This is a genomic window from Planktothrix sp. (assembly GCF_046067725.1).
GTDB lineage: Bacteria > Cyanobacteriota > Cyanobacteriia > Cyanobacteriales > Microcoleaceae > Planktothrix.
In genome coordinates, this window is record NZ_JBJUDF010000241.1 from 1 (window position 1) to 10840 (window position 10840).

General features: G+C 37.6%; 18 protein-coding genes. 4 read left to right on the forward strand and 14 right to left on the reverse strand.

The features are described 5' to 3' along the window. From ACKPEB_RS14895 to ACKPEB_RS14910, 4 genes are all read left to right on the forward strand, one after another. Positions 1-265 (forward strand): hypothetical protein (locus ACKPEB_RS14895; protein ID WP_408965711.1); only part of this gene is annotated, 265 nt, incomplete at its 5' end. Between the two features lie 215 nt (positions 266-480). Continuing rightward, entirely contained in the window at positions 481-1071 is a 591-nt protein-coding gene (locus ACKPEB_RS14900) for an AAA family ATPase (protein ID WP_408965712.1), read from the forward strand. Then, positions 1068-1319 carry a hypothetical protein gene (locus tag ACKPEB_RS14905; RefSeq protein WP_408965713.1) on the forward strand — a complete coding sequence of 84 codons (252 nt, stop codon included), beginning with the start codon at positions 1068-1070 and terminating at the stop codon, positions 1317-1319. The genes ACKPEB_RS14900 and ACKPEB_RS14905 overlap by 4 nt, the downstream gene beginning before the upstream one ends. Before the next feature lie 543 nt (positions 1320-1862). Further along, positions 1863-3089 (forward strand): PAS domain-containing protein, encoded by a 1227-nt coding sequence (locus ACKPEB_RS14910; protein WP_408965714.1) that lies wholly within the window; start codon positions 1863-1865, stop codon positions 3087-3089. A gap of 1 nt (position 3090) precedes the next feature. Here the strand turns inward: ACKPEB_RS14910 and ACKPEB_RS14915 are convergent, their stop codons facing one another. The 14 genes from ACKPEB_RS14915 to ACKPEB_RS14980 form a co-directional block, all read right to left on the reverse strand. Then, a complete protein-coding gene (locus tag ACKPEB_RS14915; RefSeq protein ID WP_408965715.1) occupies positions 3091-3579 on the reverse strand; it encodes a thermonuclease family protein in 489 nt (162 codons plus the stop codon). A gap of 80 nt (positions 3580-3659) precedes the next feature. After that, complete coding sequence (locus ACKPEB_RS14920) at positions 3660-4271, reverse strand: hypothetical protein (RefSeq protein WP_408965716.1); 612 nt, start codon at positions 4269-4271, stop codon at positions 3660-3662. 179 nt (positions 4272-4450) lie between these two features. Further along, positions 4451-4846: a hypothetical protein gene (locus ACKPEB_RS14925; protein WP_408965717.1), complete on the reverse strand. Its 396-nt coding sequence runs from the start codon at positions 4844-4846 to the stop codon at positions 4451-4453. A 79-nt stretch (positions 4847-4925) separates the two neighbouring features. Next, entirely contained in the window at positions 4926-5669 is a 744-nt protein-coding gene (locus ACKPEB_RS14930; RefSeq protein WP_408965718.1) for a hypothetical protein, read from the reverse strand. A 176-nt stretch (positions 5670-5845) separates the two neighbouring features. Then, positions 5846-6460 carry a hypothetical protein gene (locus ACKPEB_RS14935; protein ID WP_408965719.1) on the reverse strand — a complete coding sequence of 205 codons (615 nt, stop codon included), beginning with the start codon at positions 6458-6460 and terminating at the stop codon, positions 5846-5848. Positions 6461-6584: 124 nt separating this feature from the next. Next, positions 6585-6863, reverse strand: a complete 279-nt coding sequence (locus ACKPEB_RS14940) for a hypothetical protein (protein WP_408965720.1) — start codon at positions 6861-6863, stop codon at positions 6585-6587. A 26-nt stretch (positions 6864-6889) separates the two neighbouring features. Continuing rightward, positions 6890-7234, reverse strand: a complete 345-nt coding sequence (locus ACKPEB_RS14945; protein ID WP_408965721.1) for a DUF6943 family protein — start codon at positions 7232-7234, stop codon at positions 6890-6892. Positions 7235-7318: 84 nt separating this feature from the next. Then, complete coding sequence (locus ACKPEB_RS14950; RefSeq protein ID WP_408965722.1) at positions 7319-7678, reverse strand: four helix bundle protein; 360 nt, start codon at positions 7676-7678, stop codon at positions 7319-7321. A 62-nt stretch (positions 7679-7740) separates the two neighbouring features. Continuing rightward, a complete protein-coding gene (locus tag ACKPEB_RS14955) occupies positions 7741-8247 on the reverse strand; it encodes an SLOG family protein (RefSeq protein WP_408965723.1) in 507 nt (168 codons plus the stop codon). A gap of 378 nt (positions 8248-8625) precedes the next feature. Further along, positions 8626-9021 (reverse strand): hypothetical protein, encoded by a 396-nt coding sequence (locus ACKPEB_RS14960; protein WP_408965724.1) that lies wholly within the window; start codon positions 9019-9021, stop codon positions 8626-8628. A gap of 110 nt (positions 9022-9131) precedes the next feature. Beyond that, complete coding sequence (locus ACKPEB_RS14965) at positions 9132-9317, reverse strand: hypothetical protein (RefSeq protein WP_408965725.1); 186 nt, start codon at positions 9315-9317, stop codon at positions 9132-9134. Between the two features lie 124 nt (positions 9318-9441). Then, positions 9442-9834 (reverse strand): hypothetical protein, encoded by a 393-nt coding sequence (locus tag ACKPEB_RS14970; RefSeq protein ID WP_408965726.1) that lies wholly within the window; start codon positions 9832-9834, stop codon positions 9442-9444. Positions 9835-9951: 117 nt separating this feature from the next. Further along, positions 9952-10296 (reverse strand): hypothetical protein, encoded by a 345-nt coding sequence (locus tag ACKPEB_RS14975; protein ID WP_408965727.1) that lies wholly within the window; start codon positions 10294-10296, stop codon positions 9952-9954. Positions 10297-10354: 58 nt separating this feature from the next. After that, positions 10355-10600: a hypothetical protein gene (locus ACKPEB_RS14980; protein ID WP_408965728.1), complete on the reverse strand. Its 246-nt coding sequence runs from the start codon at positions 10598-10600 to the stop codon at positions 10355-10357. Between the last annotated feature and the right edge of the window lie 240 nt (positions 10601-10840).

A 10840-nucleotide genomic window follows, 5' to 3' on the forward strand; every position in this document is an offset into this window, starting at 1 on the left:
AATAAGTAATATAGAAGCTGTTGTGAGTGATGTTCCTGAACAGAAACCCGCCGGAGAACCACCGGAATTGCTGAAACGGTTTTGGACACAGTTTTGGAATCTGTTAACTCGTACCGATTGGAAACCTCGACTGATTAAGCTCTTGAAAATCCCCCCGGCGTTATATTGGGTCGCGGAGGAGTTGGAAACTCAGCCCACTTTGGAGGATATTCTTAGGACAATTGAAAATTGGTTAGATGATGCTGATAGGGATCATGCCTTTTAGCCTTTTCTGTACCAAACACTCCTTAGCGTAGCGATGCCGTTTGCCGACCCAAGCCTATCTCGTTTTGGGAACTGATTAAACATTTAAACATCTCTGCATCTAAACATTTAAGCATTTAAACATCTAAGCATTTAAACGGTCAGAAACCGATAAAATAAAAACAGCAGATCGAGTGATTTGCTGCCTTTGAAATGTTTAAACATTTAGATGTCCAGATGATTATAACAGTAGCCTCTTTCAAAGGGGGAGTTGGGAAGTCTACCACTGCCCTGCATTTAGCAGTTTATCTACAAACCAAAGCCGAGACTCTGCTAGTGGATGGAGATTTAAACCGCAGTGCTTTGGACTGGGCCAGTCGGGGGGCGTTGCCCGTGAAAGTTGTAGATGAGAAACAAGGGGTCAAGTTTGCAAGGCAATTTGAGCATATTGTGATTGATACTCCAGCCCGACCCAATCCCGAAGACTTAAAAACGATTGCGGAAGGATGTGATTTACTGGTGCTCCCCACTTCTCCCGATGCTTTAGCAATCCGAGCCACATTACAAATGGTCGATGCTCTGCATAGTCTTCAGAGTAATTATAAAATCCTTTTGACTGTGATTCCCCCAAAACCAAATCGTAGTGGAGATGAAGCCCGACTCGCTATTCAAAAAGCCGGACTCCCAATTTTTCAAGGGGGGATTAGACGGTTGGCAGTGTTTCAGAAAGCCGCCTTAGAAGGAATCTCTGTTGGCCAGGTCAATGATCCATACTCCAAAGCTGCATGGCAATGTTATCAACAAGTTGGACGGGAGATTTTACCATGAGCCGTTTTGATGATTTGTTTAATGTCGCTAAAGGCAAAGATGCCACAACACCAACACCTCCAGATAATTTATCCAGTTCCGAAAAACTCAGCAAAAGCAAAGACCCCAACTATGTCCGAACTACCATTTACCTTCCACGAGAACTGCACCGGAAGCTCAAAACCCAAGCCACAATGGACGGTGAGGAAATGAGTGAAATCATTGAACAACTCGTTGATCATTGGTTATCTAAACGCTCAGATGCTTAAACATTCAAACATTCAGATGTTTAACTAGAGAATTTCCCTGTAGACTGTTTTAGGAATCCGTGCAGTGGCGGTTTCTGTGGCAGTAGCTTTACCTTGGCTTCAAGTCTGCACAATGCGAGTAGACAAGACAATCCAGTTGCCGAGTTGGAGATTAGCGGCGTTAGTATCAGGGTCATGCTGAATCAGAACATGACGGCCGATAAGGTGTAGGTCAGATTCCACCCCATTGAGAATGCAGTGCCAGAGCGCCACATGAATTAAGTGATCGAAAACCAAGCCATGCAGAGTCCGCCACGGTTCCACCGGATGATCAGGGGGTTGGACAGAATAGGAGCCATCGGAATAGCGAATCAAGAGTTGGGGGAGGTTTCCGAAGAATGTTTTTGTCCAGTACGTTAAGGTGAAAGTAGCGACTGTGTTGTTGTTGTTAATGCCTGAATTAATTGAGCTTCTGTTAAAGTTTTAGGGTGTAGAATGACAGCCATATTTTGCTAAAAAATTATCAGAAAAAGTATAATTAAATTATAACTAGACTGAACCAAAATGCTGAATCAAAACTTATCAAAAAATTCTTTAACTTTATTATCAGATATCCCTTTAGCTGTCATTGAGTGGGATTCAGATTGTCGGATTAAACAATGGAACTCTCAAGCTGAAAAAATCTTTGGTTGGACAGCAGAAGAAGCCATTGGTCAGCACGCTTTTTTCTTAATTCCTGCCCATCTCAAACCAATGATATCAGATATTTTCTCTCAACTTTATACTCAAACAGGTGGATTAAGAAATTTGAATGAAAATCTGAGAAAAGATGGAGAAATTATTACTTGTGAATGGTATAATAAACCTTTCTTTGATGAGCAAAACCAATTAATTTCTATTGTTAGTCTAATTAAAGATATTAGCTTGGAAACGGAACTGCGAGAACAAATAGATGCGTTTCTTTCTACTGTAGCTGGACTGGCTTCTTATATTGATTTTAATTTACGCTATGAAGCTGTGAATGGCAAAATGGCAGAATATTTAGGGTTAAATCCCCAAGAATTAGTCGGTCAGGAAGTGGGAAAAATTGATGAAAATCCAGAATTTAGACAAACTTTAGAACGATTTATTGCTTCCCATCGCAGTGAAGGAACTTGGGAAATTGTTTCTAAAATCCAAGGCAAAACTACAACCTTTATTGTTTCTGCAAAGAAATGTCGTAATGGTATGGTTGTCACCAGTGTTGATATCACAGACCGGAAAAACTTAGAAATGCAATTAAAAGCATCTGAAGAACGTAGTAATGCTGTGATTAAAGCTTTACCTCAAGTCTTGAAATCATCTTCTATTCGCAGGTCTACTGAATCTTTTGAAACCTTAATTCAACAACTCACTGATGATCCAGTATTTTCAGATTTAGGAATTCGGGAACTATCTACTTCGCAAATTGAGAAACTGGTAAAACTTGAAGTGGAAGTTAGGGAAAATTCAACTCGACTCCGACAAATTGAACGCTCTTTATTTACTGACCAGAATAGTTTTAATAATCGATTAAAAGAGTTAGAAGTTTACCAAGAATCCGATGAAGACAACTGGAAGGAAATGGAAGCTGATTTATTCCCCTTCCGTACCTTTGGCAGAATCGTTAAAGCAACACCAGGAGGACTTAAAACTTGGTTGATTTTGATAGTATTTTCTACTCTATTATCTACATTTATTATTGACCTTGCTATTCGATATTATGACATTAATTTGCAAGATTTAGTCAATCAAATTCAACGGATTGAATAACTTATCGTAGCTTCCGATAATCAACAGGTGTCAGAAATTGTGCATCTGCCCAGATTCCTTTTTGCTTCTGAATCGCTTGATATTGATGGTACAAAATCCGACTAGCAAGTAGAATATCAAATTTCGTTAAATGACGACTTTCATAAACAATTTTTGGATCTAAAAATGCGACTGCTAAACCTAAGCGTAACAGTTTCAGTTGAATGTTAGAGCGTCCTAAATACCAATCTGATAAAATCCGATTATAAGGGTCTGTTTCATGAATAATAACCGTCAGTTGTTTACTCTGGATTAAATGCTCCAGATAACGCCGTGACAGTTCCCCCCACTTCCATTGATTCAAATCCGTTTCTGTGGGAATTTTACCAAACTTTTGAATTTCAGGGGCATCAATCCATCTGGCTCTAAATTTAGTAGCTGCGCTATTATATTCAGCAATAAAGGTATCACCATCAATAATAAAGTTGGGAGTCAGAATTAGTTTTTCCATTTCTTAAATAAAAAACCCCCAATTGGGGGAAAGGCAAGCATGGAAGAAGAACACGATTCAGATTGACGGAAGCTAATTATCTAATTTCCACCTAACAAAGTTTGACAAATAATTGAAGAATCTTTAGCTGTTGCCACATCGGTAAATTCACCACAGATTACCATAATTTTTCCATCTTCAACAAATCCTAAATCACCTGTCACTTCATAAATACGCGGATTTGATAACTTACTAAAAATCACTCCTAACTGCAGAATCTGTTCCAATTGCTGCACCGTTTCTAAATTAGCTAACGTGTTCGTGAGATTGGGAGGATTTTCAAATTCTAACTCTTGAACTTGAGCGTGTGACTGTTGAATTAATGTTTGAAACGTAGTTTTAGCATCTAAAGTTGTGACTTGTTTATTAGGCAGTTCTTTGACCGTTCCCATACCCATATCTTCTGCAATCCCACGCCATAGAGTCTCTGCACGCTTGAGAGCGAGTTCGGGAGTGAGAACAGTTCGAGAGGTTTTAACTTCAATTTCTCCTGATAAATTAGGCATTCCAGGCATTACAAAAAGTTCATAATCCTTCAGAACTGACCGAATCAGAGATGCAACTTGAGAGGGTTTAGTTAATCCGGCTAAATCAATGGCTAACATTACGAGAGTTCCAATTCGAGCATCCCTAATTATAGAAGAAAATGTCACCAATTTAATTAATAAAAATACAATTATAACTGTTAATTTAATTATAGACTATTGCTGTATAAATTAACTGATATTCAACAAATCTATATTTTTATAATTTAATAAAAGAAAGCCTCCATAGTATCAGATTGTGATACAATGAAAGCTAAGGATTTACTGATTCAAAAACTTAAAGATTATCAGTTATCGAGATTTTGTCTGGATTGGGGCTTAAGGATTGGCTGTTCTGAGAATAGTGACAGTTGCCCGTTTCTTTCTCGTTTCAGATACTTTTTCAGATTCATTTGTTTAAGGTCGTAAATGCAATGGCAAACGCTACACCAAGCTTTAAGGTTAGAGCGATCGCAATCCATTGGAATATGATTCAGATGGGCTACAGTCAGGATAAAGCGACTGGGCTTTTGGTTAAACTCTTGATGATAGTGCGGGTTAAGACGCTGAAGAAACGCTTCTTTACTCTCACCAGATCGGCGGCAGGGACGATGGCAGTTTTCGCAAGTCCAATTAACCGATTCTTTGATTTTAAAAGCAATGGTTTCCCAGTCTTTAGGGTAAAGTTTACGATTCATAGGCATAAAATTATGATAAACTATCAATCAATAAAAAAGCCAGGGTTTCCCCCAGCTTTGTGTTAATCAATGAAAATTACTGGCTCTATTTACTAGACTTGGTTTTCGCCGGAATTTGAGCAACAGCCGCACCATTTCCCGCAGGTAAAGCATTAGGAGCAGCAGCCGGAGGAAGAACAGCACCAACATTATTGAGATGGTTTTCTTCAAGACGAGAATCTGTACAAGCCGTAGGATAAAGTTCACAAACTTCTTTAGCTGCCAACAAAGCCGCTTTATCAAGTTCAGAATTTGGCTCACGCACATCAACTTTCACCCAATGATAGTTACCATTCGGAGAAGTTTCAGGCACGAACTCAAAGCGGAAAATCTTGCTGAATCGCAGTTCATTGGCTTTATGAAAAGCATATTCGTTAGCATCACCTTTCATGCCTTCATTTACCCAAGAGGTGAAGGCTTCTTTGGCAAAAGTATCAACTAAGCCAATCATTTTATCTTTGCTGCGACGATGCAACAGAAATGTTACCAGTTGAGAAGCTTTTTCCGGCAGTTCATTCTTCATTTCTCCAGCAACAGGAAAGCCCCAGATTTCGAGAAACGGTTCAGCATGGTAGTGCGGTTCAAAGGTTAAGATTTTCTCACTGATTTGACAAACCGCCAGTTCAACAAAATTCCCACGAGTTAAACCCGCTTTTTCTGCTTTAGAATGGGTTAAACCTTTGGTGTCTCCGGTGACGAAACAGCCCCATTCACCATTACAATTGGCTCGATAACGATTCGCTAATTCAGGCACTCGGAAAGCAAATCCTTCTTTGACGATAATGTTCATGATTTTAGTGATCCTTGAGTAAAAGTTTAAGGTTCAGTTTCAGTTTTAGTTTCAGATGAATTTCAAGAAACCAACTCAAAAAAGCGGTAGCCCATTTAAAAAAGAAGCCGATATAATTAATTTTAATAACTACAACGACTTCTTTAATTTTAGTATTAATTGATGAGAAAGTCAGCTTACTTTTTGATATGAACACTTAGGTAAGCTTGTTTGTAAGCAGAATCTTGAATTGCAGAAAACAGATGAGATTTTAAACGATTTAAACGCTGATTTGACATCAGTTTATCTCGTTGTTCTTCAAGTTGTTTAATCTGATTCTCTAGTTCCTGAATCTGAGCATCAATCTGATTAAGTTTAGCCGCCATTTTCTTCTGTTGTGACTGTTCAGCCAACTTAATATCATCTTCTAATCGAGCAATAGTAGTATTCTCTTTAGCAGATTCATACTTCTGACGAAACCCAATAACAACTTTTGCTATGCCCGAATCATAGATAACGTTATTTTTGTTGTTATCCTGATTCTGAGACAAGAGATTAAGAGCTTCATCAATCGCTTCGAGTTCCAGAGATTCAAGTTTAGCTTCGGTTTCCTTAAGTTGGATTTTAGTTTCAACAAACCGTTGCAAAGGAGAAGATTGACTGTTAGATTCAGTAATTGTTTCAGTTTCAGAATTAGATTCAGTAATTTGTTCGGTTTCAGAATTAGTAGAAAGCTCCAGAGGGATAAATTCTAACTCTTCTTCTTCAGAGGATAATTGTAGTTGTTGGAATTGCATTTTGTTGGGAATCATGATAAAATATCCATTAAGTGTGAAACAAAACAGATGCAGGTTTGTCCTGAGCTTTGCCGAAGGGAAAATCCCACATCTGCAAAATTGTTTAGGTGTGTTTGAGTTCGTTATTTCACCGCAGAAGTTAGAGAGTAGCGAACTCTTTTAATTCAGATTCATGTTGAAAGTCAGGTTCATTGTCTAACGGTTCAGGAAGATGGTTTTCAAACTGTTTAGTGCAGTGATTCCGAATCCACCAATCCGGTTCTTCATTCATCGATTCAACAATAGAATCAAACCAATGAATTAGAGCTTGTTTAATGGCTTGAGGAGGGATGCGATCGCAATTCAGAACCCCATCAGCTTGTAACCGTTCAACAATCAAATCCAAATCCAGGTTTGCGTGAGTTTTCAGTTGTTGCATAATTTTGATTAAAGAAACTACAAACATCAAGCGGTAGCTAGTTGAGGTGTTAAGACAATCAATTCTCCTGCTGGACTGATGATGTAACTTCCAGGTTTGAAGACTTTTTTAACATCAGTAATTCGTAAATGCTGGAGATTCAAACTTCCGTAAGCGTAACTGTACCAAAACTGATTACTCCACAGGTATTCACATCGATAAAAGGCATATCGTGGGTCATAACATTCTGGTGCTAACAATCCGAAACAACCTTTCTGATATTCTTGAATTGGTTTACCTAACATTTCCTGAGAATGACGACTAAGTAACCAGAAATCTGCACCAGGAAAAGCCGAGTGAATTGTCCATTGATAAGGATGACGTTGATACATTTCTTGACTCCAGAAAAACAACTGAAGCCAAGAAGCGGTAGCAATTTAAGGGATGAGGGACGAGGGACGAGGGACGAGTGTTAGTTATCGAATTTTTCTTTCCAGTGTTGAAATCATTGAGTTAAGCATCCTCCTGACTTCATAACATTGTTCAATCAAAGGCTTTAAATCGACCTTATTAATTCCCATCATTTCTGTTAACATAAGCTGAGTGATTATTTCGTTAACGGAACCTCTAGCAATAGAAAGAAATCTGATATAATCAGCCGTTGTATTTCTTCCATATCCTTCAGCAATGTTAGACGGTACAGAAATGGATGCTCGTTCTAGTTGTTGACCCAGAGTATAATGATGACGTTGTGGGAATTGTTGTGTTAGTTCGTAAACAGATTTAGCAACTAACATTGACTTCTGCCAAACTTTTAAATCTTCAAATGTTTCCATGAAACCTCCAAAATAATAAAGGGGCAGGATTAAAAGTCCCTCGTCCCTCGCCCCTCGTCCCTTTAAAATAATTCTAATTGTTTTGGCGGTTCTTCAACATTAATATCTAATGTTTTAGGATTGAAACTAATAATAGGAAGTTGAGCTTTTCTTGCCATTTCAATTGTTAGATAAGTTCCTCCCTCTGTTCGTCCATCCCAAACAGCCAAGCATAATTGAGAATTCTTAACTAACCAAGCATCACGACCTTGCATAACACCCTGTTGATATTGGGGATATAAAACCTTAACTTCAGTTGCTTTAGTTAATAGTTGGCGATAATCCTGTTGCTGTTTGTAAGTCCATTTTGAATCCTGGTCAGAACAAGGTAGAATAGCTTTCCAAGTTAGGTAGCGTTCAGCCCAAATCAACGCAGCTAAAGTATCAGTTCCTAAAGCCATTCCAGTTAGAAAATTCGTAATTCCTCGGTTAAGAGCAAGGTCAGTTAATTGATTAATCCCTTGACGAAGACTAGGATAGTCAAAGGGATAGTCAAAAATTCTGTGTCCAGTAATAAATGCAGTGTTCATAATTCATTAGATGATAAAGACCCATAAATTAAAGCGGTAGCAATAAAAAAAGCCTAGAGAAATCTAGGTTTTTTGAGTTTAGAAGAACATTAATTAGAAGATACAATTACGCTGAATCCAATATTCAGTTTTGTTTTCATTCCATTCCCACAGGTTAGGATCGTAACTATCTAATTCTTTAAGAAGATATTCATCAATTTGTTCTTGATTCATGATTTCTAAATCAAGAATTATAAGAATATCAGTCAAGAAGATGAGAAGTAGATAAAGGTTCATGTTAATTACCTAAAAACTTCATAAACTATTAGCGTTAGCTCCCCTTAAAAAAAACCTCAGATTGCTCTAAGGTTTTATTAATTAGTTTAGGGATTGAAACTTTTATAAGCTAGTATGAAGATAGTATAGGTTTCTGTTATCTTCAAAATCAAGCTTTTCTAAATACTGCTTTGCTTCATCTAAAGATGTAGAATGAAAACAACAATACAGTTTTCCTTTGTGAAAGATTTGGTAATAACTATCTTCAAATTTAATGTAGCGTTTATCTCCGACTGCCGCTAACTCTCGTTCAAGGAGAATTTTCTCACGAATGAAGTTTCCCTGCTTTTTAGCTTCATTTATGGCAGCTTCTCTGTCTAAAAAGTAAGAATGATGGCTTGAATGGAATTGATCATCAAAGTAGATATCGTAAGTGAAGATGTCTTGACTATAGCCATCGGGTCGAGATTGTTTGAGGTTTCGGATCTCGCCTTTGATTGTAGGAGGTTCGTAAAACATTTGATTTACCAATAAACTTCATAAACTCTTGGCGTTAGCCTCCCTCACCATGAACTTTCAATAAAAAAAAGCCTCTGAAATAATCAGAGACTGATCAATTAATTTAATGATTAAAATTCATCAAACTCAATTTCAGCTTGAGATTCTAATTCAAAATCAGTATTAAGTTCGGGCTTATGTTCTTCATCCTCATCTAAATCAAAATCATAATAAGATGAATTATCAGGGCAAAAGTAGGGAATGCCACAAACTTCAATCCATTGACCATTATCTTCAGTTTTAATTAATTCAAACATGATGATTAATCCAAAAACAACTACCATTTGTTAGCGGTAGCTCCTAATAAAAAAATCCCTGGTTTCCCAGTACAGACGTGCCAATAGCCTTCGGCATGGCTTCGCCCAGGCACGTCTCTACTAATTAATCAACAAAAACAACTCTCATTCTGTTACCCATCTCTTCAATATTACGCTTAGTTCCATGACTGCGACCGTCCCAAATTGCTAAACCAAACTTACAATATCGGTGCATACTTCTATCTCTATCTGTATAATTTCCAGAAACTTCAACAGTATGCCAATTGCCAATATTATTCCGAGGTTTGCTGCCAATATGCCAAACTTGAACATAAGGATAATTAACAGAATGAAGATAAGATTGAACTAAAGTGTCAATACCGGGAGCATCACCAATCCTAATTTGAAAATTGAGTTCAATGATATTATTAATTCGGGTTATTGCTTCAGGATTTAAAGATTTGATGGAGCGAGAACCTGAAATTGCCACAGACACAGGGAGTTGAGGGAGTTTCATAATTTTACCTTGAACTACATTAACTTTTAGCGTTAGCCGTCCAAGCCATTAACTTTCAATAAAAAAAGCCCCAATCTCACAAGGAGACTGGAACTTTTAGCTAACAGAAACTAGAAACTAGAATGCAGGTTGGTCTGTAGAGGAATTAGATTCTGTGTATTGGCTACCATTCCCATTGTTGTAGGAAGATTTACGAGAATAGTAATCTTGACGGATTTCTTTGATTTCGTCTTCAGAATATCCTAAAGATTTAACAAGCTTCTGAACTTTGGGCAAATCCATTTTGTGAATCTCATGATTTTCCCACTCTTTAGAGAAGACTTCATAAAGTTTAAGTCCTTCAAGCTTTTTCTGACCTTCTGCTGGCTTATATTCAGCTTTATAGGCTTGCCAAGCTAAGATTCGCAAACCATCAACGAGAAGAGAGCATTCTTTTTCAGATTTAGTAGGAATAGCAATCATGATAAATAAACTCCAAAAAAACTAACTACCCTCCTTTGGCGATAGCCACCCTCACCGATTACTTGCATTTCTCTATCTCCCAAATTGAATATAATAAAATCAATGGAATTTTCCTAGCTAAGAATCTACCTGGAAATCTAACCCAGATTCCCTCTTCAGCCATTGAGGATATTATTCCTACTTTGCCAATTAAAAATCCGTATTCTCCAGTTGAATCAACTCCGGTAATTCTAACTTTTTGCCCCCTCTTTAGTTTAGGATATAATGGCAATTCTAATTGAACATAGTTGACTTGACGTTTCATGATTTATTGATAGGTAAAAAAAATAAACCAACAACATTAAGCTTGTGCTGAGGAACGAAGTAATGCTGCTGATTTATTGACTCTTGATTTATTGACTCTAAGGATTAAAGTTTTCGTACAGTTTCCGATAAGCTAATTGAATCAATTCATCGCTTCTTTCAAGAAATTCTGCATGGGGAACTTTGGCGATTCTGAAGATGCGAATCATTGCCCATCTTTCATCAGAATCTATTTCAGGGC

Excerpts from the sequence above, each read along its gene's own strand:
- ACKPEB_RS14945 (WP_408965721.1), bottom strand. The coding sequence starts at position 7,234 with ATGTATCAACGTCATCCTTATCAATGGACAATTCACTCGGCTTTTCCT.
- ACKPEB_RS14900 (WP_408965712.1), top strand. The coding sequence starts at position 481 with ATGATTATAACAGTAGCCTCTTTCAAAGGGGGAGTTGGGAAGTCTACC.
- ACKPEB_RS14905 (WP_408965713.1), top strand. The coding sequence starts at position 1,068 with ATGAGCCGTTTTGATGATTTGTTTAATGTCGCTAAAGGCAAAGATGCC.
- ACKPEB_RS14935 (WP_408965719.1), bottom strand. The coding sequence starts at position 6,460 with ATGATTCCCAACAAAATGCAATTCCAACAACTACAATTATCCTCTGAA.
- ACKPEB_RS14965 (WP_408965725.1), bottom strand. The coding sequence starts at position 9,317 with ATGTTTGAATTAATTAAAACTGAAGATAATGGTCAATGGATTGAAGTT.
- ACKPEB_RS14940 (WP_408965720.1), bottom strand. The coding sequence starts at position 6,863 with ATGCAACAACTGAAAACTCACGCAAACCTGGATTTGGATTTGATTGTT.
- ACKPEB_RS14925 (WP_408965717.1), bottom strand. The coding sequence starts at position 4,846 with ATGCCTATGAATCGTAAACTTTACCCTAAAGACTGGGAAACCATTGCT.
- ACKPEB_RS14975 (WP_408965727.1), bottom strand. The coding sequence starts at position 10,296 with ATGATTGCTATTCCTACTAAATCTGAAAAAGAATGCTCTCTTCTCGTT.
- ACKPEB_RS14930 (WP_408965718.1), bottom strand. The coding sequence starts at position 5,669 with ATGAACATTATCGTCAAAGAAGGATTTGCTTTCCGAGTGCCTGAATTA.
- ACKPEB_RS14955 (WP_408965723.1), bottom strand. The coding sequence starts at position 8,247 with ATGAACACTGCATTTATTACTGGACACAGAATTTTTGACTATCCCTTT.
- ACKPEB_RS14970 (WP_408965726.1), bottom strand. The coding sequence starts at position 9,834 with ATGAAACTCCCTCAACTCCCTGTGTCTGTGGCAATTTCAGGTTCTCGC.
- ACKPEB_RS14910 (WP_408965714.1), top strand. The coding sequence starts at position 1,863 with ATGCTGAATCAAAACTTATCAAAAAATTCTTTAACTTTATTATCAGAT.
- ACKPEB_RS14915 (WP_408965715.1), bottom strand. The coding sequence starts at position 3,579 with ATGGAAAAACTAATTCTGACTCCCAACTTTATTATTGATGGTGATACC.
- ACKPEB_RS14980 (WP_408965728.1), bottom strand. The coding sequence starts at position 10,600 with ATGAAACGTCAAGTCAACTATGTTCAATTAGAATTGCCATTATATCCT.
- ACKPEB_RS14960 (WP_408965724.1), bottom strand. The coding sequence starts at position 9,021 with ATGTTTTACGAACCTCCTACAATCAAAGGCGAGATCCGAAACCTCAAA.
- ACKPEB_RS14950 (WP_408965722.1), bottom strand. The coding sequence starts at position 7,678 with ATGGAAACATTTGAAGATTTAAAAGTTTGGCAGAAGTCAATGTTAGTT.